Genomic DNA, 21649 nt, shown 5'->3' with positions numbered 1-21649 from the left:
TGATTTTAGTCAAATTCCATTCTAATTGTTCCACTCGAAGTTTGAGTGGGCACGTTAAACGTTTAATTGTCCCACTCAAATCGTGAGTGGGATAATTAAAACCAAAACATCTCCTAATAGGTGTATAATCACTCACCTACTTATCAAACTTAGAGAATTCCGCCCCATTTCCAGCTGATTTTAGTCAAATTCCATTCTAATTGTTCCACTCGAAGTTTGAGTGGGCACGTTAAACTTTTAATTGTCCCACTCAAATCGTGAGTGGGATAATTAAAACCAAAACATCTCCTATTAGGTGTATTATCACTCAACAATTTGAGCAAACTTAGGGAATTCCATCCCATTTCCAGCTGATTTTAGTCAAATTCCATTCTAATTGTCCCACTCAAACTTTGAGTGGGCACGTTAAACTTTTAATTGTCCCACTCAAATCGTGAGTGGGATAATTAAAACCAAAACATCACCTAAAAGGTGTATAATCACTCATCTACTTGAGGAAAACTCAGGAAAACCGCACCATTTCCAGCTGATTTTAGTCAAATTCCATTCTAATTGTTCCACTCAAACTTTGAGTGGGCACGTTAAACTTTTAATTGTTCCACTCAAATCGCGAGTGGGATAATTAAAACTGAAACATCACCTATTAGGTGTATTATCACTCAACGATTTGAGCAAACTTAGGGAATTCCATCCCATTTCCAGCTGATTTTAGCCAAATTCAATTCTAATTGTCCCACTCGAAGTTTGAGTGGGCACGTTAAACTTTTAATTGTTCCACTCAAATCGTGAGTGGGATAATTAAAACTGAAACATCACCCAAAAGGTGTATACTCAGTCACAAACTCTAATCGTCGGCGTCTGCCGACTCCTTCTACACTTAAAGCTTTTCAAACCAGAAAGACAAAGGCAGTCGCAACTCGTAGCGAGTTGCCCCGATTCAATTCAAAGACGCAAACCTTTGCCAGGCTTCCTCTCGACGCTTGATTCACCACCGCCACTCCCCTCCACAAGAATAAAGTCCAATCGTCGGCGTTAGCCGACACCTTTTGCTCTTAATCTTTTCTTGCAAGCCCAAACACTTTCCCCATAAAACACAAAAACCACCATCACCCGCTAACTTTAGCGACCAATGGCAGTATGCTTCTCTTACTATTCAATTTTTCTACCACCCGTATGACTCCGACAACACAGTCACTACATCGATTCAAAGCGCTCCAACAATTCGTCCTGCTCCTCACCAATCCCAATCGAAAGTGGTCGCATCAAAAATTTGTACGTCTTGCCGTTCGCCTCAACCGTAATGCGCTTCACCATCATACTCGACACTTTAATACTTGAGATTGCATCCAAAGGAATCACCTCGGACGACTTTTCACGAAACTTCATATCCATCTGAACCAGCGTCATATTGCGCTCGTCTAGAACAATCACATAAAACTTAGGCATCGGGATAGGAATCGGAATTAACTTGGCCTCTTCGACATAGCCCGCCACCGCATTACCGGCGCCATATTTTTTCTTAACTGCTAGAATATCGTCTGTTCCAATCGTTAACTTCATGTCTCCACCTTCTCTCTCTTTTCTAAATTATACCCAAAGCCCAATAGTCGGTCGACTAATAACCCTCCGGACAAAATAAGAAAAGCAACCCGCCCGGCGTTTCCGCTGGCTAAGCTGCTTTCAAACATAAAGTCTATTTAGCTGAATAATCCAAGTTGCGCATCATCTCATACAAGGCACTTACATCCTCAGGACGAGTGTCACCCGTTGCCGAATCGATAATCGAGCTATAGACGTGAGGTATAATTTTATCCACACCCGCGTCTAAAGCGATTTGGACGATTTCAGAGAAGTTCTCTAAATCAATCCCACCTGTTGGCTCTAATGCGAAGTCATTGGCTGCACAAGCAGCTGCGACAGCCTGATACTCATCAAGATGAGCGAGGCCTTTCATCGGGAAGAATTTAACACTTGTGCCTCCCATATCTTTCAACATAGCAATCGCTACTTCCAGCGGCACTTCTGCCAAACCCGCTTGGCTACTCAATGGACCAGTCGCAATGTTTACCACCCCCACTTTACCTGTGGGTGAAATCAAACCATTGATGACAGAGTCGTTTTGGCCGAGCGCGCCGCGTGTTTTACCAACGCCTGTAAAGACTTGGTTAATATGTTGTGGCTGTAAAACAGCTGATAAACGAGTCACCATATCACTTTGCTTGGGGTCACCCGCTCCTAATCCAATCGATAACGCATTATCGGTCGCGGCTTGATATGCCTTCATTTCTTCAATAGCCGCTTCGTCCGTCTCAAAACTTCTAGAAAGGACGCCTAATACCACATGTCCCTCACTTGCTTGGAAACATGCCTTACCATTCTCCACAGAGTTAGCCAGAACATTCAGACAGACACGATCATTAAAATACTTAGGTGTTTTATTCATTCAGTACTTCCTTCCTTACTAGTTACTTGCTTGCGTTACGATATCACGTAATGCTTCGACAATTTGAGCCATTTCACTTTCGTCTACCGAGCGAATATCAAATTCGAGCACACCGTTATTGACTTGGTGATCGCGAAGATAAATCGCTGGCTGTCCAGCAATTAATAAATCACGTGCTGCCACACCTGATAAATTCACACCGTCTCCAAAAGTGACCTTTGCACGGTAAATGTCACGACCTGCTAAGTCTTGAACGACACTCGCATTAACCTCTGGAAGCTCATTCAACGCCTCCACGAAAGGTGCCAAACGTGACTTCATGCTTTCACCAGACTCTGAACCATGTTCGAGATAATATTCAATCGCTGCAGCTAGTCCAAGTATATTCTCTTTTCCAATCTTCATGGCACGGCCAATGCCTTTACCTTGCAGCCGCACCCACTCGATGTATTGTTTTTTACCGATGACGATCCCTGAACTTGTTCCTTCTAAAGCCTTCGCTCCAGAGTAGATAACTAAGTCGGCACCTTCTTCTAAATATTTGGTTAAATCTTGTTCAGCAGCCGCATCCACAATCAGTGGTAAGTCATGTTTCTTCGCAACCTCGGCGGCTTCAGAAACCGTCAACATACTCTTTTGAACCGAATGATGACTCTTGACATATAAAATCGCGACGGTGTCTTCAGTAATCATATCTTCGACTAAAGATGGTGTACATTTATTCGCATAACCCGCTTCAACAACACGTCCGCCACCTAGTTCAACCATGGTTTGGATTGGGGCACCGAAGTCGACATTATGCCCTTTAGGCACAATAATCTCACGTGCTGTCATGCGAGGGCTATAAGGATTGTAAACATGGTACTGGCTTCCTTTACCGATTAAAGCAGCAACAGATTGCGCAATCCCCGCTGAAGCAGACGACACAATTTGTGTATCCTCACAGCCTAATAGACCTGCTAAATATTTGCCGACTTGGCTATATAATTGATCCATTTCAAAGAAACTTTTGCCACCTAAACGTTGCGCGTCAAGCGCAGCGTCAACATATTTGGACACACCAAGAGCTGTCATTTTCCCACTTGCGTTAATGACTTGTTTTAAATCATATTTCTCATAAATTGATGTCATACTGTTTGCCTCCTACTATGGCCTTGACCGGTTGTAACCACTCATTTGCCTGACGTTCATTGCCCTGTGAATCGACTAAAGTCTGCGTACTTTCCACTCTATCAAAAATAGTTACATCCGCATCATAGCCTGCGACCAATTGTCCTTTACCTTCTAACTTGAAAACTTCTGCCGGTACAAGGGTCACTTTCTCAATAATTTCTGACCAGCTGTAACCTACAACATGTAGCTTTGCCAAAGTCGTGGGGAAATTAAAAACAGGCCCATCCAAACGATTGCGTGAATAAATATCGGTACTAATCATATGAGCTTTCATGCCCTCCGAAAAAGCCGTCTCAGTCACATCAAAGTCAAAGCTCGCCGTCCCATGACCAATGTCGAAGACTAAACCACGACGGTAATGTTCCCAAGCGAAGGCTTTAATTTGACCCCTTGAGCGGTCTAAAATCCCATTATCTTTTCCATTGAAACAGTGAGTCACAATATCACCTGCTGTTAATAAACTCAGCGTTTCTTCCAAGACAGGCGGTGCCGAACCGATGTGAACCATCAGTGGCAATTCCTTAAAGTGTTGGGCTTGAATATCCTTGGCCATCTCCAAGGGGATAATCCCATTGTCACCGATGACGGTTTTACTCATACGAGCTTTGAAGCCAATAATGAAGTCGCCGTATTTTGCCAAAGCTTCTTCGATTAAGTCTCTTTGAATTTTCGATAAATCTGCTAACTCATCTTGTTCAACTATACCCCATTTAGAGATATTTAAAAGAGCGAAGACATTCGTTTTAGCAGCCTTAGCTAAGTCGTGAAACTCGCCAACGTTTTCAGCGCCCGTTGTTCCGGCATCAATAACTGTCGTAACCCCCGAGTCTATCCCAACTTTATCTGGGTAGTCATAGTATAAGTCCATCTTCTCAAAACAATGAACATGCCCGTCAATCCAACCGGCTGAAATATAGGAGTCACCGCCGAGGTCAAGCTCTTCTGATACGTCCGCCGCATCATAGGTCATCGTTGCACCGACTTCATGAATCTTGCCGCTTTGAACCGCAATTTCAATCCGTTTACCGTCAATCGTTTTCGCGTTTTTAATTAATAAATCAATCACTTTAGTCCTTCTTTCTATCAATTCCCTGCCCCAAATATGAATCAAAAGCCTTCTATTGGTTGTTCTGGCTGGTTGGCAAACGTTAGCCAAATCCCCTGACTAATTATCTATCTAAAATTACGCTTGCCAGCTTGCCTGCCCAAATATCTATGGAAAATATTCTGAGATCAGGCACATTTCTAGCTATCCTGCCTCACCACCATGACGCAAAAAGCCATAGGCTAGGACGTTCGCACACACCATCCTGCCCTTTGTGACATTTAGCTTATCACCTGATTGTCTGCTAATTAAACAGCTTCTGGTAATGTGCCACCCATTAATAAGTATATACCGCCGACGATGATCGCACCTAAAATCGCGCCACCTACCATTGGTTTTTTTTTACTTGTAGAAAAAGAATGAGCAATCATCCCGCCGAGTTTCTTCCTCCGTATTCTCCAAATCAGAAAAGGAATAAGCAGCAATTAATTTCGGCTTATCGTCCGGCGAGAAATAATAACCAATGCCTTTTTTATTCAACAACTTGACGCCATGCTCCTTCAAAGCCTCACGCAACTGTGACAAATCATACTTAATCGTCCGTTCGCTGACCGCCCATTGGGCCATCAAAGCCTCGGTCGAACGAGGCGTACTACTATAGAGTAGCGACTTCAACATTTCTAACTGTCTTTCTTGCACATAATCACCTATCCATCGCCCATCTTCCTGACTACATCTGAAGTTTAGCACAGGAAAACACTGAAAGCGTTTTTTTCATTGCACTAATGCAAGGATTTTGCCCTTACACTTTAACACATCCCACTCCCCGCATAAAGCAAGACTCACACGCAACCACCGCCACTTATGCTATACTAAAATAAAAAAACGAGGAGACCCACCATGCCCACAAACGACAGCCTAAAACTATACCGCCTCAGCCTGCCGCTCGCCAGCCTCGCCATCACCCTCATGGCCCAAACCGGCACCGGCACCCTACCCACCTACACCCCCGCCCTCATCATAGCCACCGCCAGCCCCCTGACCCTCGGCCTAACAACCATGATTTTCAGCGCCATCTTTTTAATCTGCCAACAAACCCTTAAAACCACTCATGGTACAATAGGCCTAACAGACATCTGGGAGATTTTCCTATTTGGCCTGCTAATCGATCTCTGGTCCTTTTTGTTCAGCGACTTAGCGAACGCTAGTTTCGGCACACACGTTCTTTGCCTGATAATCGCAAGCTTCCTGTTAGCTGCGGTTAGAATTCTTCAAGAAGAAGCCCAACATTATGTCCTAGCAGCGGATGCATTAACAGCTACCATCAATCACCGCTTTCCCCTTCTACAAACTTGGCGGTTTCAAGTGCTTGACATAATAGGACTCGTCCTGGGCCTCCTACTTTCTTTTGTTTTCTTTAAACAGCTCATGCACATTGGTATAGGTACACTAATCCCAGTTTTCATGATTCCCTTTTGTACCTATGTTCTTCGAAGGGGCTTAGTTTTGATAGAAGATAGTGACTTTCTTTAGGACAATATTGCGATAGACTTGCGTTGACAAGGCTTTCAAAGACGAGGATAATAGAAATATCAAACCAAAGAGGAAGGAAGATTTTGTGAGAGAAGTTGTGATAGTTTCAGCGAAGCGTACAGCTATTGGCGCCTTCGGTGGCGTATTCAAAGATGTGACGGCTGTTGAATTAGGAACTCAAGTAGTAAAAAGTGCCTTGGAGGAGATTAATCTTGACCCAGCCCAAGTTAACCATTTAGTATTCGGTAACGTCTATAGTGCTGGCTTGAAAGGTAACTTAGGCCGTCAAGTCTTGATTCATTCAGGCATCCCAGAAACCGCAACCGGCGAAACAGTTAATATCCTATGTGGCTCTGGCCTGAAAGCTGTTATCAATGGCGCGCAAAGTATTATGGTTGGCGACAATGACGTTGTGGTTGTAGGAGGGGCTGAAAACATGACCCAGGCACCTTACGTCATGCCTGATTTACGTTTTGGCGCTCGCATGGGTGACGCAACTGTCATCGATACGATGTTACATGACGGTCTTATCGATGCCTTCCACGATTATCATATGGGCGTGACGGCAGAAAACATTGCCGAACAATACGGTTTTACGCGCGAGCAACAAGATGAACTAGCTGCCGCAAGTCAAAACCGTGCCGAAGCAGCCATCACAAGCGGTCGGTTCAAAGACGAAATCACACCCGTCCGCGTGCCACAAAGACGTGGTGACGATTTAATTGTTGAGACAGACGAGTTTCCAAAATTTGGCTCAACCGCTGAAGGACTAAGCAAATTACGTCCCGCTTTCAAAAAAGACGGAACAGTCACAGCTGGTAATGCTTCCGGCATTAACGATGGTGCAGCTGCTTTAGTTTTGATGTCAGCCGATAAAGCAAAAGAATTAGAGCTCGAGCCTTTAGCAACTATCGCTGCTTATGGTGTTGGTGGTGTTGCACCAAGCATTATGGGAATTGGACCAATCCCAGCCTCTCAAAAAGCACTCAACAAAGCCGGCTTGAAAGCTGAAGACATCGACTTAATCGAGTCAAACGAAGCCTTCGCTGCTCAAGCGCTAAGCGTCATTGAACACTTCAACTTTGACCGCGAAATCGTCAACGTCAACGGTGGAGCCATCGCCTTAGGTCATCCAATTGGAGCAAGTGGTGCCCGTATTCTAGTGACTCTGCTTCACGAAATGAAAAAACGCGACAGCAAAACTGGCCTAGCGACCTTATGTGTCGGCGGCGGTCAAGGAGTTGCAGTCGTCGTCAAACGCTAATTTATAACAACAACCGACCAGTCAAAGCATTGAGCCTTTGACTGGTCGGCTTTTTTGCGCGATGAGTGGCTATGAGTAGCTACGGCTTTCAATTGCCGAACACAGCTTAACTTAAGTCGTGCCGCTGAAAGCTTGTACATCGTGGCTACTTGAGCCATGATGTGAATTCTTTGATTGAGTGACTTTTCTTCGTATAAATGGTCATTTCACCCAGAATATATAGGCTGATTTAGTGTGTTTTTCTAGATTTTGTCTTCTCACACATCATGGCGATTTGAGCCATGATGTGAAACATACTTCAGGATTCGTGGCTCAAGTCGTCATGATGTGGACTCTTGGATTGAGTGACTTTTCTTCGTATAAACGGTCATTTTCCACAAAATTTAAGCTGATTGAGTGTGTTTTTATGGATTTTTCCCCCTTCCACATCGTGGCGATTGGAGCCATGATGTGAAACACGCTTCAGGATTCGTGGCTCAAGTCGCCATGATGTGGATTCTTGGATTGAGTTGGCTTTTCTTCGTATAAACGGTCCTTTTCCACCAAATATAGGCTGATTTAGTGTGTTTTTCTGGATTTGCATTTATTTAAACTATGTTCTAAGTACCTAGTGCATAAAAAAACCCCTGCATCTCTACAGGAGGTAAATTTAATTCTTTTCAAAGACTAACTTTACTTTGTCCAGCAATTCAATCAAGAAATCATCGCTAACAGACTCAACATGGGTGTAACTTCTTGCGTTATAGTCAATAGCCATTACCTGGTCTAATAACACTTTTCCTGTTGTTTCAGTTTCTTCTAGCTCAACATAGAATGGATATTCTCTCGCTGTGTTACTGATTGGGGCGAATACACCGATATTAGAAGTGGTGTTGACTAACTCATGACTTAAACAGATAAAAAGTCTGTAGCCTTGCTGTTCATGACCTTGCTTAGGATTTAAGTTGACTTTGATTATTTCACCCTGTTTTACCATAATTCATTCCCTACTGGTTCAAATTCAACTAATTCAGATTTGAATGAACCGCCTTTGTAGTCTTTGAATAAATCATGTATTGACTGGTGTTTGGTGACCTTTTGAAGGACCAGCTTATTCTCCACTATCTCGACTTCAATTAAGCTATTGTTCTCAAAACCTACTTGGCGTAACAATTCTTTGGGGAATCTGATAGCACTACTATTGCCCCATTTTTTTATCTGTAATTGAGTCATAGCAAACAACTCCTTTTATGAATACTTGGTATAGTTACATTTTACACCAAACGTATCTACTTTGTATATACATTTTGTTATGTATTTTTAATGACATAAACAACTCCATCTAGTAAGTCCTTATTGTCTCTAGCTCAGGATTTTCACCACCTCCTGGTTGGGTGTCAGATCCCTTCAACTTCTTCCATTCAGAACAAGACTTGCCTCCGTATATGTGCTGGAAAGCCAGCACGATTTTAAGTCTACCTGTCTTAATAAAATCGTCGCGAACGTAGAGAGCGACACCTTTGTGTTTTCAATGCGTGCGTTTTTTTATCCCAAACAAGAATTAGCTAATTCATCCCGCCTTCCTCCAAAGCATACTAACTGCTTTTTCTTAGTCATGTATCGAGTCACAATGAAATTACCCTTCAATCCGGTGTCCCACAAACTCCACACCGCCATCCACCAACTATCTCCACCCTACCCCCACACCAAAAAAACTAGGCCACAACAGGATTTTAACCCTACAGTGGCCTAGTAAATTAATAAATATTATATGATTCATTATGAAGGTGTTTTTTCTAACTCCCTCAATCTAAAGGTGAAACTTCATCAACGTTTATGTCTTCATCCTTCGCATTTAACTGCAACAGTGAATTTGATAACACTTCTAATAAATAGAGAGCTGGAATTTGACTAGTTAGATCTTCATGTTGGTTTAATCTTACAATCGGCACCTTATAACTTAATATATAGTCACTCATCAAAGCTAAATCGCTGCTAGGATTAGCTGTTATCGCCAATATCTTATAATCTGGGTTATTGCGAAAGCCATTCACAATTTGAAGCACTTCCGTTGTCATACCAGAAATAGAGGTTAATTCAGTATGTAAGCTCATTCTTCACCTACAACATCAGCCCACAATTCGATTTTTAATCACGACTTGATCAACATTCAAATTCGTCCGCGTCGTGACATTAGCCATTAGAATATCTGCGACATCTTCCGGATCCATCAAATGCCCAATTGAATCACGTTCATAAATTCCGTCCCAGAAATCTGTCTTCATGCCTCCCATATAAGCACCCATAACGCGCACATTGCTATCACCCAATTCAACTAACAGACTCTCCGTGAAACCACGTACCCCAAACTTGTTGGCACAATAAACGGCTTCGGTCGCTTTTCCTTCCAGGCCTGCCGTCGAAATCACATTCATAATTGTCCCGATATCGCGCTCGCGCATTGATGGAATGACTTCCTGCGCACAATAAATCGTGCCTTTCAGATTAATATCAATCATCTGATCAATCTGCTCATCCGTAATCAATTCTGCTTTGGCGAAATAGCCGACACCCGCATTATTCACCAGCACATCAACGTGCCCATGCGCTGCTAAGATTTCGCTAAATACCTCAGATACCTGTCCACGCTTGGAGACATCCAAGGAATAAACAGAAAATTTCGCCAATTCAAACTTATTTACAACTTCCTTCAAGGCACTCTCACGGCGCCCGATTAAACACACATGCTACCCTAAATCCGCAAAACGCTTGACTAAGGATGCACCTAAACCCGTCCCCGCACCTGTAATAACGACAACCTTTTTATCCACAATATTTCCCTCCATAGTCTAATAATATGGTAACCGCATTCATTACACATAATTATAACACAGCGCCACGCGAAAAAAGAACAGCTAGCACCTTCCAGTTCCCTCTGTCCTCGAAAATTATCTACTATATAAAGATGCCCTTGCCTGCTAAGTTTTCGACACATTCTTTTAAATACGCCCCATCATGCTCTGGGTAAATCGGCGCAGTCAAAGGGACTGCTTCCAACTCAGAATACGCCGCACACTGCTTGCCCCGGTAATTAACATCGAGCCATTCCACAGACACATTATAGCCCCGACGCTTCATATCATCCATGATCAATTGATGATACTGGAATAATTTATAGGGCGAGTAATCAAATACATAATTAACGGTCTCATGCTTGCGCCCCCAACCATTGCCACGTAAGGCACAGCACTCGCGGTGTTGCCCCAACAACTGCTGCCTCGGTAACGCTTCAATCAAGCCTTCATGCCAAAGTCTCATCGCTTTCTTCTCCTCCTAGTACCGAATTAAACAGTGTCGAACACTCCAAATAGGCGTTCGGATATTTCTCTAACTACGTGACTAAATAAGCCAACACCCATTCTTCTTCAATCAAATCTTCTTGATAGTCCTTGATTAACTCCAAAAATCTAGCCTTCTCACTGGTCACGCCCGATTTTTTAATATAACCCACATGTGTTGATAGGCATCAACCTTAACATCTTCTAAAGTCGCCGACTCTGTAATCAGCCCTTTTACACTGATATTTCCACCTGATGCTGCTTCAAATACTACCGAATCGCCAGATGAATTCGCTGCGACCGACTCAAAACTAAATATTTTTTAGCCGCCCACAACTGCTCATACGCTTTTCGCTCCACCGGCCACAGCCCCCTTTATCATTTGATAAGTTACTCTATAATATCAGTCCACGACCCGCTCAACAAATACTTCGCCTCACAGAATACGATATGGATTCTTCTAGCAGATATCACGTGAACACTTCAAAAAGAACAGAAAAATCGTCAAGGCCGCCAGACGAAGATTGTCTAAAATGGTAGCCCCTAAACACGGATTAGTGTTCTGCATAGATTTAGTCCAAGGAACCTTATCTGACTAACAAACATACCATGGTCAGCGAAAAAAATTGTTCGTCAATAATGAGTTACGCCTTTGCGAGATAACTGCTGTTACTTAAAACTACATTTAAAATGTTAAAACAACCGCCTTAAACGCACAACATATATACAAGATTTGATAAACTCTCGATTATCTTTTGGTTTCTTGTTACAATGTATTGAGTCTTTCAGTATAAATAAACTCAACATAAACGTAAAGAGGTGATTAAAATGATGAAACAGAAAAGGATACTAGAGATTGAAAATTATATTGCAGAAAAAGAAACAGTGTCTTTAATAGAATTAAGTGATGTATTCAAGGTTTCCCTCAATACTATTCGTAGAGATATAAATTATCTTGAAAAAAATGGTGTATTAAAAAAAGTCTACGGTGGTGTAACATCTTTACAAGGTAAACAACTTACCCCTTATAATTATCGGACAACTAAAAACCAAGAAATTAAGGATAGATTAAGCGAGGTAGCCGCAAGTAACATTTTAGAGGGTGATTTGGTTTTTATAGATTCAGGAACTACAACATCAAATATTCTAAAATATGTAGATGATAACTTAAAATTTACTATTCTTACTAACAATCTCGACATCATCTTTCAAGCTTCAGAACTAGAGAATATTGACCTTATAATCTTGGGTAACCGATACTACCCTCAAACTAGATCCTTTATTTCAACACCATTAACCAACATTTCATTTAATTTCAATATCACAAAAGCATTCATGGGAGCCACTGGAATTTCAACTGAGTCGGGTTTGACTATTTCTGATTTTAACGAACTTGAAATCAAAAGAGTGGTAACAGAGAAAGCAAACCAAACTTATATTTTAGCAGACAGCAGTAAATTTGATAAATCATCCTTAGCAACATACTGTGAGCTTGAAAAAGTAACCCAAATCATCACTAACGAACCATTAAGCGAGAAGTATCAGGCATTAGCAGCAGAACATTCTATTCAAATAAAATTAGCTTAAAACAACAATGAAAAAATCGGTTAACCAATAATAGTCTGTTGACACTATTACTGGTTAACCGATTCTTTATTCTCTTCATATATATTACAGAAGGCTAGATTTCCCTTCTGAATTAAACAGTTCCATGTAAGAAATCAATTTTCTCTTATACCCAACTTCAATACTATCATCAAGTAATTGTTGTATCGTTTTTTTCCTCATTTTAAACTCTGTATCTGTTTCTGAACTACGTTCTTCTTTTCTATTAATTATCTCAACTTCTAAAGCATCAATCCATGAATTACCAAGATCTGTCCACAAATTAATCTTCTGGATTCCACTTTTAATAGTTTTCGCTAGATTATCTTCACCGGTACCTGATCCTCCATGGAGTACCAACGGAATATCCACAACATTTGCTATATCCTCAAGAAGTTTAAAATCAATTTCTGGATTTCCTTTATATACCCCATGAGAAGTTCCAATCGCTACCGCTAAACAATCAATATTTGTTTCTTGGATAAATTGAACAGCATCATCCACCCTAGTTAATCCAGAGTTTCTGCTAGTTTCATATTCTGCACCATTTCCAACATGTCCCAATTCCGCTTCAACAGTAATACCAAGCGCGTGAGCAATTTTCACTACTTCTTTTACTTCTCTAATGTTATCTTCCAAAGATAGTGTTGATCTATCTATCATCACTGAACTAAATCCAGACTGTATCGCTCTCATAATGTGTGAAAACTCTCCTCCATGATCAAGATTCAGTGCATAGATTACGTTGGGATACTTAGCTTCATAGAATTTAGCTAGATAGGCAGACTCCTCAATACCATGAGCAAAACCTACATTTAATATAATAGGGGCACTTAAGGTATCCGTGCTTCGAAACATGCTCTGATAGATTCCTTATTAAAACAACTAGGTGCCGCAACGGCATAGTTATTCTTCTTTGCGTGTGTCAAAAGTTCGTTCATTGTAACTAACATATTCTTACTCCATTCCTAGTCAACTAAGCTACTTTGTAATTTTCCTGCACGCTCATTAAAAAAATCACTTTTACTGACATTGGGTGTACAGTTATTCTGAATGTCCGTACTAGAAAAAAATGTTAAAAAGTTTTCAAATGCCGTTTTGCATTGATGCCATGATCTTTCACGACTAAACCCAGCAATGTGAGAGGTCAAAATTAATTTATCTTCAGGCACTTCATAAATAAAATCACTTTCGCCCAAAGGTTCCATATCAAAAACATCCAACGCAGCCATTCTAATACGGTTTGAAATCAAAGCATCCGCTAGTGCTCTGTAATCTAATAACTGTGGTCTACCTGTATTAATTAGAGCTGCTGTAGGCTTCATCAACTTAAGTTGTTCTTCTCCTATTAAATTGTGATTTTCAGGTGTCACTCGCGCTAGAATACTAACGAAGTCACTTTCTTTCATCACCTCATCTAAATCCATTATCTCCACATTGTATTCTTTTTTTATATCCACTTTGGTGACATAAGGATCGTATGCAATTACCCTCATCCCGAAAGAATTCGCTAATTTTGACAAGTACTTTCCATTCCTACCAAGACCAATGATACCTAAAGTTTTCCGATAAGCCTCGAATGCTTTGGCTTCAACAATATCTCTGAGTCTTTGATGATTACTTTTTTTCCACTTCTCTTTTCTGATTAATGTATTTATTTCAAGAACAGGACGACTCATATTAAGAATTAGATTGAACGTCAGTTCCGCCACCGATACTGTGCAACGTCCGGCACTATTAAGAACAGGTATTCCAAGCTCCTCACAAGCATTCAGATTTACGTTTTCTTCTGGCCCATCTCTCTCGGATAGTATTAGCTTTAAATCTGGTGAAGCTCTTAAAACGGTTTCATTTATTTGATCATAGCCAACAAGAAAAACATCTATCCCTTTAAGTTCCACAATCAATTCTTCTTGAGTAAGCCAGTCACCCCACTGTCCATGTATACTAAATCCCGCAAATTTGATATCACAATATTTACTAAATTCTGTTTCCCATTCTTCATTCCTATAGCCGGTCCATAACATTTTCAACATTTTTCTCACTACTTTCTATTAGTATTGAATGAATCAATTACTTACCTAACTTAAAACGACACCCTACAATTAATATTATACTCAACAAAAACCATCCTTCAAGCTTTTTATATCAAAACATACCCAAAACAAACTCAATTACCATCATTATTATTATTATGAGTTAATCACACATACTTAATAAAAAGATCAAAAACACCCTAATATCAATCTAATAGCGAATTAAAGTGCCTACTTAAATACACGAACAAAACTTACACTGTGGGCATATGTTAGTTAAGTGTTGACTAACTCGAGGTGTGGTAGTACTATGTAAATAGATAAGGAAATTAGGGGGATCAATCATATGACTGTAAAAATTTTAAAAAACTACATTAATGGTGAATGGTTAGTAAGCAACTCCACCGAGTACGAAGAAGTCTTTAATCCAGCAACTGGTGAAATCATTGCAAAAGTTCCTCTTTCGACTAAAGAGGAATTAGATTATGCCGCCCAAGCTGCTCAAAAAGCATTTGACTCGTGGAAGAAAGTTAGCGTACCTAATAGAGGGCGATTCATGTTTAAGCTTCAACATATCCTTTCTGAAAATAAAGAAGAATTAGCAAAGTTAATTACTTTAGAAAATGGAAAGTCATTAAGCGATTCACGCGGAGAAGTTCAACGTGGAATTGAAAATGCCGAAAACGCTGCTTCTATCACAAATTTAATAATGGGAGATTCAATTTCTACAGCAGCCACTGATGTTGAAGTTACTAATTATAAATACCCAATTGGAGTTGTTGGGGGGATTACACCTTTCAATTTCCCAATGATGGTACCTTTTTGGATGTTCCCTATGGCCATCGCAGCCGGAAACACATTCATTCTAAAACCATCAGAGAAAACACCTCTTTTAATCGAGAAAATAGTTGAACTTATAGAAGAGATAGGTCTTCCAAAGGGAGTTTTTAACGTCATATTTGGAGCGCACGATGTAGTTAATGGCATCATTGAGCATCCATTGATTAAAGCTATCTCATTTGTTGGATCTGAACCTGTAGGTAGGTACGTTTTCGAACATGGGTCAAATCACCTAAAACGTGTTCAAGCTTTAACTGGTGCTAACAACCATGTTACAATTTTAAATGATGTGAATATCGAAGATGCCATCCCAAAAATCATCGGTGGAGCATTCGGTTCGGCTGGTCAACGTTGTATGGCAGGCGCAGTTTTAACAATTGAAGAAGATATTGCTGACGCTTTCCTGGAAAAATTCATTGAAGCTGCTAGAAACATCAAAATTGGCAACGGATTGGATGAATCAACTTATTTAGGCCCAGTAATCCGCAAGGAGACACAACAAAGAACATTCGGTTACATCGAAAAAGGAATTGAACAAGGTGCTAGACTCTTATTAGACGGGCGAGATAACCTACCTGAAAAGGGATACTTTGTGGGACCAACCATTTTTGATAACGTTACAACAGAGATGGAGATATGGAAAGATGAAATTTTCGCTCCATTCGTTTCAATCATTCGAGTTAAAAATTTAAGAGAGGCCGTCAATGTAACTAACGCTTCTAACTTTGCCAATGGTGCATGCTTATTCACTAATAACGCGAGTGCAATCAGATACTTTAGAGAAAACATTGATGCTGGAATGATTGGTGTTAATCTTGGCGTACCAGCACCAATTGCTTGGTTTTCATTTTCCGGATGGAAAGACTCGTTCTATGGCGATCTACATGCAAATGGAAAGGACAGTGTCGAATTTTACACGAGACGAAAAGTTGTTACAGCCCAGTATTTAACAGATAAATTTTAGTTAATAGGTTTTATGAATAAAAATAGACTTCTATTGAAATTAAAATTCCAGTAGAAGTCTGTTTTTTTCTAAAATACCAAAAGAACAACAATACTTTCGTTAGAAAATATCGTTGCTCAATTTTAACCCTTAATAAATCATAGTGCTATTTTATTAATTAGCTCCATAACTCTACAATTTTTGCTTTAAATTCATTAGCCGCTTTAACTGGATCTTCAGCTTGAGTTATACCGCGTCCAGTGATAAATGTATAAACGTCTACACCTTTAAATAAATCTAACGTATTTACATCTAAACCACCTGTAACAGATACCTTGAAGCCCATTTCAACTAATTTTTTAACTTTATTTAAATCTTTCTCTCCCCAGCTACCGCCAGCTAATAGAGCATCTCTACTTTGGTGATAAATAGCTTGATCAATTCCTGAATCTAACCATTCTTGGGCTTGTTCGTAAGTCCAATCTCCGTAAAGTTCAACTTGAACTTGATCAATCTCTTTTGCAGCAGCTTTCATAGTCGCTACAGCTGCTGAACAAATACATGTCATATAATCTGCACCAGCATTCTTTAAGTTTTGAGCAACCGTTCCACCAGCGTCTGCACATTTAGGATCTGCTACAATCTCTTTATCTGGAAATAAAGCTCTAAAACACTTAACGGCTTCGTCACCGACTTGAAGAAGTAATACAGTTCCCACCTCTAGGATATCTACAATGTCTCCTACAGCTTTGATATCGGCTAAAGCACTCGGTAAATCGTTATGATCACACGCAATCTGTAATTTTGGTAATGCCATTTTTATTTCCTCCTAATATTTTTTATGATTTTGGTGAATATCCACCTACACCTGATCGAATTGCTGAAACAACTTTTCCACTAAATGAATTATCATCTTGAACGCCGCGATGACGCATAGAAAGCGCTGAGTAAATAGCTGGGACTGGAACACTTGTTTTCATCGCTTCAGTAATAACCCAATTGGTGGATTCTGATCCGCTTACGTGACCACTATAACTTTCCAAATGTTGATCATCGGCAAATGCATCTGCAATAACTCCCAGTACCCAACTTCTAATTACAGATGAACTGTTTAAAGCTGCTGTTATTTCCGCTAAGTCGTAATCAAATTCAGATTTTTCTAAAATTTCTAATCCTTCACCGTATGCTTCTTGGATACCATAATATATCGCATTATGCACTAACTTCAAAAAGTGTCCACTTCCAAGTTTACCAGTATACACATAACCGTTTTCTTCTGAGATCGAAGCAAATAATGGTTCGAGGTGTTCATAAACACCTCTATCTCCACCTATCATTAAACTTGTACCATTACGCGCTCCTGAGACACCGCCAGAAGTTCCAACGTCCATGAAGTAAGCGTCTTTGGCTAGTAATAACTCACCATTTCTCATGCTCTCATGATGATTTGAGTTTCCACCTTCAATAACAACATCATTTTCTTTTGCTTTTTCTGCTAATCTCGCAACAGTACTATTAGTTATATTACCTGGTGGCAACATTAACCAGAATACACGATACTTGTCGTCCACAAGAGCATTTTCCATAAAATCGTCAAAATTTGTAGTCGCTTCAATATTTAAATCAGCTTTGACTTTGCTAACGTTATCCTCACTAACATCAAAGACATGAACTTCATGACCATTGTCCAGCATGTTCTCCACTAAAGGATAACCCATTTTCCCAATACCAATTACATTAACTTTCATTTTACACATCTGCTCCTTTCACTTATTATGTTATTTTTCCCATCCAGAAATTGACTGTTTTGCTGACTCAAGAACATGTTTATATAATTGATCTAGGTCCATTGAACCTCTGTTGGCTATTGCTTCAATTAATAATGGTAAATTCACTCCTGCAATCACTTTGTATTTGTCTGATACGATATCTCTCGAATTAATCAATGTCGTGTTGTATGGAGATGCACCAAACATATCCACGAATATTAGCACGCCATCTTCAGACATGACACTTTCCGTTGTTTCTCTCACTTCATCACGAAACTCTTCAATACCTTGTGCGCGTTTTAATTCATTCGAAACAACATTTTCTGTATCACCAATAATCATGTCAGCTGAATCAATTAAACCAGCACTCATTTTCCCATGGGTTACGACTTGGATCCCAATCATCTTGGCACTACCTCCTTGTTTATTATTTCAATTGGTTTTTTGCCTGCTACGACTAATTCTACATCTTCAACACATTTGTCACCCATAGCTTTCAAGCTAAGGTCCGTGTAAGCTCCGATATGAGGTGTCAAAATATTGAATTCAAAATCTTTTAACGGATTATCTGCAGTAATTGGTTCAGTCGCAAATACATCCGTTGCATAGGACTTCACCTTGCCGCTTCTTAGTGCATCCGCTAATTCATTTTCAACAACAAGCTCACCACGAGCAGTGTTTGCAATCATGATGCCATCTTTCATTTTCGCAAATTCTTGTTCACCTAGAATGTTGAATGAAGATTCTGTTATTGCAGCGTTTAAGGATATAATATCTGATTGTTTAAGCAATTCATTCAATTCAACTTTGATTGCCCCATGAGCTTTCATTTTTTCATATGATACATTTGGATCATATGCAATAACCTCAGACCCAAAACCATTGTGAACAATCTCAGACACTCGACTACCAATATTTCCTAACCCAATAATTCCGACAGTCATTGCATGTAGTTCTGTTCCATAGAAGTCAGCTTTCTTACCCCAGTTATCAGTTTTCAGAGCTCGATCAGCAGGTACCACATGACGAATTAAACCCATAATAAATGCAACGGATAATTCCGCTACAGTGTCTCGTTCATAGTCACCAATAATTTTCGTTACATAGACACCATGTTCTGTTGCAGCTTCAATATCAATATTATTAAAGCCCAGACCATGACGGCTGATCATTTTTAAATTTGGTGAATTCTCGAAAAACTCTCTAGGAAATTTAGGTGTCACGCTTGGAATTAAGTATTCGTATTGTTGAAGTAATTCAGCTAATTCTATTGCCCCTATGTTAGGATCGATATCTCGATAAAAATCAACGCCACCAACTGCTTCAAGTCTTTCTATTTGTTCTGGAAAATATCTACCAAAACTTTTCGAATTTATTATAGCAATTTTATTCTGTGACATTAATATTTCACCTCGCTCAATTTCTTTTTACCTGAACTAGGCATTGTTTGAAAAAAGATTTCCATCCCATGTTCACTGGCTAAGGTATTCAGTTTATTTAGTTGCTCTTCAGTCAAGGCAACCGAATCCGCTACAAATTTATTATCCTTTGTTTTTGGAGACCCACCCATGTTTAGTACATCAAACGGAACGCCAGCATTTCGGGTTTCATAAGCATGTTCAACATCCTTGAACAACAGCATTACTTTATCTTTACCGAATTCTGTTTCATTCCATTCTTTCACAACTTCATCAACTGTAAAAACTTTAATGCCAAATGAATAAGTCTTTTGTAGATTCGTATAAATCATCTTCATAAAATCATCTTTAGCTGTAGGGTTATCAACAATATAAATATTGTTGATACCTACACTATTAGACCATCCAGTTGCTACTTGTCCGTGAATTAATCTTCCATCTACTCGTGCAAATTTAGCTTGTACCATAATGTCACTCCTAATATTTATTTAGTATGTTATAAATTACATTGAATTTTATTCCATTTTATAAAACTCCAATCCATGCTAATCCACCAACAATTAACGTCACCCAACCAATTGCTTGTAATGGTTTTAACCCTTTTTTATCAAAGTAGAAATAAACGCCCATAATAACCGCCAGAGGTAAAAGTCCAGGCAAGATACCGTTTAAGATGTCTTGAATTGACCACGTGTTCCCCTCTATAGCAATAACCCATGATGAACTTAATTTCACGAATGAAGATCCGATGATACCCGTCATAAATACCCCTAATAATGACAAGGAATTTACATAGGTATTCATCATACCGCCACCAAGTAATTCTACTGCGGCTTGACGTCCTAAGTTATACCCTAATCTAGTAAAGAACAACCCTTCAGCGTAAGTATATGCAATGAAAATTATTCCTGGCAATACGGCTCCTAGCCAATTACCAGTCAGTGCCAAAGGTAAAAACAGAGAAATGAAAATGTAATGTAAAGTTCCGTTAGTTATCGAATCCCCGATTCCTGCTAAAGGACCAAACAAAGCTACTTTAGTATTTTCGATTACCTCGCCAGTAATCGTCACTTCACCACCGGCATCTAATTCTCTTTTTCGCTCTTCTTCTAAAGAAGCTGAAATACCTAAAATGGAAGCACACCATGAGAATTGTCCGTTGAAGAAGTTTAATGCTCGTGTTTTAGCTTCTAAAAATTGTTCTTGATCATCCCCATAAATTTTCTTCAAAGAGGGATACATACCGAAGAAGAACGCTGGACCGATTCCACGCTCATAAGTTCTCATCGTTTCATGTGACAACCACCATCTAGTAAACATCTTCGTTAAATCTTTATTCGTCAATAATTTTTTTTCTATATTTTCAGCTGAATTTTCCATCTTGATTCCTCCTATTTGGTTAGGTTATGCTTTTTTAGCTTCAGTCACGATTAATGCATAGACACCTGCAATTAACACACCGATAACTGCCCATGTAACAGTAGATATACCTAAAGGTGCAAGCATAAATCTTAAGAAATACGCAATGAAGAAGAACCAGATATATTCTTTACGACCAATGATACGTAACAATAATGCAATTCCGACAGCTCCAAGTGCCCCACCAACAGTTTCTAGAACGTGGAAGAATGTACCACCTTCTAAACCTTGAACATAACCAGCTACAATGTCAGCTCCAAAATAAAGTGCGATAAAAATGATTGGTCCATGAACAAGTAGTGAAACAAATTGAGGAACTACAAAAGTCGCAAAAGTAAGTTTTCTTTCGTCACCACTGTAAGCTACTTTTTCTAAATATCTCAACGGGAATGAGTTACCAAATTGTTTCAATTGATATAAATATCCACCTAAGATCCCTACTGGAACTGCAACGGCTACTGCCGCTTCAGGTGACAAGCCACTCATAATTGTCAAAGGAACTGCAATTGCCGCAGCAATGTTTGGCTCAGTTGGCATTTGTCCACCTGGCGCTACTTGACCCATCGTAATTAATTGAATAGTTGCCCCAGTAATGACCGCTGTTGGAATATCTCCTAATACGATTCCACAAACCAAACTAGTAATTAGTGGTGAGAATCGCCAGTGCAATGTAATTGCACCTCCCCAGAAACGACCTTGTACTAGCGATACCCATATCGCTATTGCAAGTGCTTGAAATACTGTCATGATACACTCTCCTATTATATATATGATTTATAATTCGACTTTTCATAAAAACCAAAACTCGCGAAAACCAACACCATGATACCCCTTACATTCCATT

General features: G+C 39.8%; 24 protein-coding genes. 4 read left to right on the top strand and 20 right to left on the bottom strand.

All coding sequences use genetic code 11. The features are described from left to right. Positions 1–1194: 1194 nt before the first annotated feature. The 6 genes from ACTQ45_RS12100 to ACTQ45_RS12075 all read right to left on the bottom strand — a co-directional run bounded on the left by ACTQ45_RS12100 (position 1195) and on the right by ACTQ45_RS12075 (position 5360). Positions 1195–1560 (bottom strand): hypothetical protein, encoded by a 366-nt coding sequence (locus tag ACTQ45_RS12100; protein WP_441763892.1) that lies wholly within the window; start codon positions 1558–1560, stop codon positions 1195–1197. A gap of 133 nt (positions 1561–1693) precedes the next feature. Continuing rightward, the gene (dagF, locus tag ACTQ45_RS12095) at positions 1694–2443 is read right to left on the bottom strand and encodes a 2-dehydro-3-deoxy-phosphogluconate aldolase (RefSeq protein WP_441763891.1); all 750 of its coding nucleotides are present in this window, start codon (positions 2441–2443) and stop codon (positions 1694–1696) included. Positions 2444–2461: 18 nt separating this feature from the next. Beyond that, positions 2462–3574, bottom strand: a complete 1113-nt coding sequence (locus ACTQ45_RS12090) for a DgaE family pyridoxal phosphate-dependent ammonia lyase (protein ID WP_441763890.1) — start codon at positions 3572–3574, stop codon at positions 2462–2464. Beyond that, entirely contained in the window at positions 3558–4682 is a 1125-nt protein-coding gene (locus ACTQ45_RS12085) for an amidohydrolase/deacetylase family metallohydrolase (RefSeq protein ID WP_441763889.1), read from the bottom strand. Before ACTQ45_RS12085 ends, ACTQ45_RS12090 begins: the two co-directional genes overlap by 17 nt. A 287-nt stretch (positions 4683–4969) precedes the next feature. Next, positions 4970–5092: a hypothetical protein gene (locus ACTQ45_RS12080; RefSeq protein WP_441763888.1), complete on the bottom strand. Its 123-nt coding sequence runs from the start codon at positions 5090–5092 to the stop codon at positions 4970–4972. Beyond that, positions 5064–5360 (bottom strand): hypothetical protein, encoded by a 297-nt coding sequence (locus ACTQ45_RS12075; protein ID WP_441763887.1) that lies wholly within the window; start codon positions 5358–5360, stop codon positions 5064–5066. Before ACTQ45_RS12075 ends, ACTQ45_RS12080 begins: the two co-directional genes overlap by 29 nt. A gap of 201 nt (positions 5361–5561) precedes the next feature. On the opposite strand from ACTQ45_RS12075, the gene ACTQ45_RS12070 reads away from it, so the two are divergent. Further along, positions 5562–6194 (top strand): hypothetical protein, encoded by a 633-nt coding sequence (locus ACTQ45_RS12070; RefSeq protein WP_441763886.1) that lies wholly within the window; start codon positions 5562–5564, stop codon positions 6192–6194. A gap of 85 nt (positions 6195–6279) precedes the next feature. Next, complete coding sequence (locus tag ACTQ45_RS12065; protein ID WP_441763885.1) at positions 6280–7458, top strand: acetyl-CoA C-acetyltransferase; 1179 nt, start codon at positions 6280–6282, stop codon at positions 7456–7458. 649 nt (positions 7459–8107) lie between these two features. Here ACTQ45_RS12065 and ACTQ45_RS12060 read toward each other — a convergent pair. The 5 genes from ACTQ45_RS12060 to ACTQ45_RS12040 all read right to left on the bottom strand — a co-directional run bounded on the left by ACTQ45_RS12060 (position 8108) and on the right by ACTQ45_RS12040 (position 10755). Next, positions 8108–8434, bottom strand: coding sequence for a type II toxin-antitoxin system PemK/MazF family toxin (locus tag ACTQ45_RS12060; protein ID WP_441763884.1), 327 nt, complete (start codon positions 8432–8434; stop codon positions 8108–8110). Further along, positions 8428–8670: an AbrB/MazE/SpoVT family DNA-binding domain-containing protein gene (locus ACTQ45_RS12055; protein ID WP_441763883.1), complete on the bottom strand. Its 243-nt coding sequence runs from the start codon at positions 8668–8670 to the stop codon at positions 8428–8430. The genes ACTQ45_RS12060 and ACTQ45_RS12055 overlap by 7 nt, the downstream gene beginning before the upstream one ends. A gap of 572 nt (positions 8671–9242) precedes the next feature. Continuing rightward, positions 9243–9551, bottom strand: a complete 309-nt coding sequence (locus ACTQ45_RS12050; protein ID WP_441763882.1) for a hypothetical protein — start codon at positions 9549–9551, stop codon at positions 9243–9245. Between the two features lie 15 nt (positions 9552–9566). Beyond that, on the bottom strand, positions 9567–10181 hold the full coding sequence (locus ACTQ45_RS12045) for an SDR family oxidoreductase (protein ID WP_441763881.1): 615 nt from the start codon (positions 10179–10181) through the stop codon (positions 9567–9569). A 211-nt stretch (positions 10182–10392) separates the two neighbouring features. Beyond that, the gene (locus ACTQ45_RS12040; RefSeq protein ID WP_441763880.1) at positions 10393–10755 is read right to left on the bottom strand and encodes a TIGR02328 family protein; all 363 of its coding nucleotides are present in this window, start codon (positions 10753–10755) and stop codon (positions 10393–10395) included. Between the two features lie 848 nt (positions 10756–11603). Here ACTQ45_RS12040 and ACTQ45_RS12035 point away from each other — a divergent pair. Continuing rightward, entirely contained in the window at positions 11604–12362 is a 759-nt protein-coding gene (locus ACTQ45_RS12035) for a DeoR/GlpR family DNA-binding transcription regulator (RefSeq protein WP_441763879.1), read from the top strand. Between the two features lie 84 nt (positions 12363–12446). Here the strand turns inward: ACTQ45_RS12035 and ACTQ45_RS12030 are convergent, their stop codons facing one another. Continuing rightward, positions 12447–13238, bottom strand: a complete 792-nt coding sequence (locus ACTQ45_RS12030) for a class II fructose-bisphosphate aldolase (protein ID WP_441763878.1) — start codon at positions 13236–13238, stop codon at positions 12447–12449. 110 nt (positions 13239–13348) lie between these two features. Next, on the bottom strand, positions 13349–14416 hold the full coding sequence (locus tag ACTQ45_RS12025) for an NAD(P)-dependent oxidoreductase (RefSeq protein ID WP_441763877.1): 1068 nt from the start codon (positions 14414–14416) through the stop codon (positions 13349–13351). Positions 14417–14762: 346 nt separating this feature from the next. On the opposite strand from ACTQ45_RS12025, the gene ACTQ45_RS12020 reads away from it, so the two are divergent. Continuing rightward, complete coding sequence (locus ACTQ45_RS12020; protein ID WP_441763876.1) at positions 14763–16220, top strand: CoA-acylating methylmalonate-semialdehyde dehydrogenase; 1458 nt, start codon at positions 14763–14765, stop codon at positions 16218–16220. 157 nt (positions 16221–16377) lie between these two features. Here the strand turns inward: ACTQ45_RS12020 and ACTQ45_RS12015 are convergent, their stop codons facing one another. The 7 genes from ACTQ45_RS12015 to ACTQ45_RS11985 are packed head-to-tail and all read right to left on the bottom strand — an operon-like array spanning position 16378 to position 21552. Beyond that, on the bottom strand, positions 16378–17016 hold the full coding sequence (locus ACTQ45_RS12015; RefSeq protein WP_441763875.1) for a 3-keto-L-gulonate-6-phosphate decarboxylase UlaD: 639 nt from the start codon (positions 17014–17016) through the stop codon (positions 16378–16380). A 22-nt stretch (positions 17017–17038) separates the two neighbouring features. Then, positions 17039–17947: an NADP-dependent phosphogluconate dehydrogenase gene (locus ACTQ45_RS12010; RefSeq protein ID WP_441763874.1), complete on the bottom strand. Its 909-nt coding sequence runs from the start codon at positions 17945–17947 to the stop codon at positions 17039–17041. Between the two features lie 30 nt (positions 17948–17977). Further along, on the bottom strand, positions 17978–18373 hold the full coding sequence (locus ACTQ45_RS12005; RefSeq protein ID WP_441763873.1) for a PTS sugar transporter subunit IIA: 396 nt from the start codon (positions 18371–18373) through the stop codon (positions 17978–17980). Beyond that, a complete protein-coding gene (locus tag ACTQ45_RS12000) occupies positions 18370–19368 on the bottom strand; it encodes an NAD(P)-dependent oxidoreductase (protein WP_441763872.1) in 999 nt (332 codons plus the stop codon). Before ACTQ45_RS12000 ends, ACTQ45_RS12005 begins: the two co-directional genes overlap by 4 nt. Further along, a complete protein-coding gene (locus ACTQ45_RS11995; protein ID WP_441763871.1) occupies positions 19368–19853 on the bottom strand; it encodes a PTS system mannose/fructose/N-acetylgalactosamine-transporter subunit IIB in 486 nt (161 codons plus the stop codon). Before ACTQ45_RS11995 ends, ACTQ45_RS12000 begins: the two co-directional genes overlap by 1 nt. Before the next feature lie 58 nt (positions 19854–19911). Continuing rightward, positions 19912–20766 carry a PTS system mannose/fructose/sorbose family transporter subunit IID gene (locus ACTQ45_RS11990; protein ID WP_441763870.1) on the bottom strand — a complete coding sequence of 285 codons (855 nt, stop codon included), beginning with the start codon at positions 20764–20766 and terminating at the stop codon, positions 19912–19914. 24 nt (positions 20767–20790) lie between these two features. Further along, entirely contained in the window at positions 20791–21552 is a 762-nt protein-coding gene (locus tag ACTQ45_RS11985) for a PTS mannose/fructose/sorbose/N-acetylgalactosamine transporter subunit IIC (RefSeq protein WP_441763869.1), read from the bottom strand. Positions 21553–21649: the final 97 nt, after the last annotated feature.

This window comes from Fundicoccus sp. Sow4_D5, assembly GCF_052116365.1.
Classification (GTDB): Bacteria; Bacillota; Bacilli; order Lactobacillales; family Aerococcaceae; genus Fundicoccus.
Note: the sequence above shows the minus strand (reverse complement) of the source record. Positions and strands in the feature narration are given on the sequence as shown.

What these genes read in the sequence shown, in the direction of transcription:
- ACTQ45_RS12100 (WP_441763892.1), bottom strand. Translation starts at nt 1,560, where the DNA reads ATGAAGTTAACGATTGGAACAGACGATATTCTAGCAGTTAAGAAAAAA.
- dagF (WP_441763891.1), bottom strand. Translation starts at nt 2,443, where the DNA reads ATGAATAAAACACCTAAGTATTTTAATGATCGTGTCTGTCTGAATGTT.
- ACTQ45_RS12090 (WP_441763890.1), bottom strand. Translation starts at nt 3,574, where the DNA reads ATGACATCAATTTATGAGAAATATGATTTAAAACAAGTCATTAACGCA.
- ACTQ45_RS12080 (WP_441763888.1), bottom strand. Translation starts at nt 5,092, where the DNA reads ATGATTGCTCATTCTTTTTCTACAAGTAAAAAAAAACCAATGGTAGGT.
- ACTQ45_RS12070 (WP_441763886.1), top strand. Translation starts at nt 5,562, where the DNA reads ATGCCCACAAACGACAGCCTAAAACTATACCGCCTCAGCCTGCCGCTC.
- ACTQ45_RS12060 (WP_441763884.1), bottom strand. Translation starts at nt 8,434, where the DNA reads ATGGTAAAACAGGGTGAAATAATCAAAGTCAACTTAAATCCTAAGCAA.
- ACTQ45_RS12055 (WP_441763883.1), bottom strand. Translation starts at nt 8,670, where the DNA reads ATGACTCAATTACAGATAAAAAAATGGGGCAATAGTAGTGCTATCAGA.
- ACTQ45_RS12050 (WP_441763882.1), bottom strand. Translation starts at nt 9,551, where the DNA reads ATGAGCTTACATACTGAATTAACCTCTATTTCTGGTATGACAACGGAA.
- ACTQ45_RS12040 (WP_441763880.1), bottom strand. Translation starts at nt 10,755, where the DNA reads ATGAGACTTTGGCATGAAGGCTTGATTGAAGCGTTACCGAGGCAGCAG.
- ACTQ45_RS12035 (WP_441763879.1), top strand. Translation starts at nt 11,604, where the DNA reads ATGATGAAACAGAAAAGGATACTAGAGATTGAAAATTATATTGCAGAA.
- ACTQ45_RS12030 (WP_441763878.1), bottom strand. Translation starts at nt 13,238, where the DNA reads ATGTTTCGAAGCACGGATACCTTAAGTGCCCCTATTATATTAAATGTA.
- ACTQ45_RS12025 (WP_441763877.1), bottom strand. Translation starts at nt 14,416, where the DNA reads ATGTTGAAAATGTTATGGACCGGCTATAGGAATGAAGAATGGGAAACA.
- ACTQ45_RS12020 (WP_441763876.1), top strand. Translation starts at nt 14,763, where the DNA reads ATGACTGTAAAAATTTTAAAAAACTACATTAATGGTGAATGGTTAGTA.
- ACTQ45_RS12015 (WP_441763875.1), bottom strand. Translation starts at nt 17,016, where the DNA reads ATGGCATTACCAAAATTACAGATTGCGTGTGATCATAACGATTTACCG.
- ACTQ45_RS12010 (WP_441763874.1), bottom strand. Translation starts at nt 17,947, where the DNA reads ATGAAAGTTAATGTAATTGGTATTGGGAAAATGGGTTATCCTTTAGTG.
- ACTQ45_RS12005 (WP_441763873.1), bottom strand. Translation starts at nt 18,373, where the DNA reads ATGATTGGGATCCAAGTCGTAACCCATGGGAAAATGAGTGCTGGTTTA.
- ACTQ45_RS12000 (WP_441763872.1), bottom strand. Translation starts at nt 19,368, where the DNA reads ATGTCACAGAATAAAATTGCTATAATAAATTCGAAAAGTTTTGGTAGA.
- ACTQ45_RS11995 (WP_441763871.1), bottom strand. Translation starts at nt 19,853, where the DNA reads ATGGTACAAGCTAAATTTGCACGAGTAGATGGAAGATTAATTCACGGA.
- ACTQ45_RS11990 (WP_441763870.1), bottom strand. Translation starts at nt 20,766, where the DNA reads ATGGAAAATTCAGCTGAAAATATAGAAAAAAAATTATTGACGAATAAA.
- ACTQ45_RS11985 (WP_441763869.1), bottom strand. Translation starts at nt 21,552, where the DNA reads ATGACAGTATTTCAAGCACTTGCAATAGCGATATGGGTATCGCTAGTA.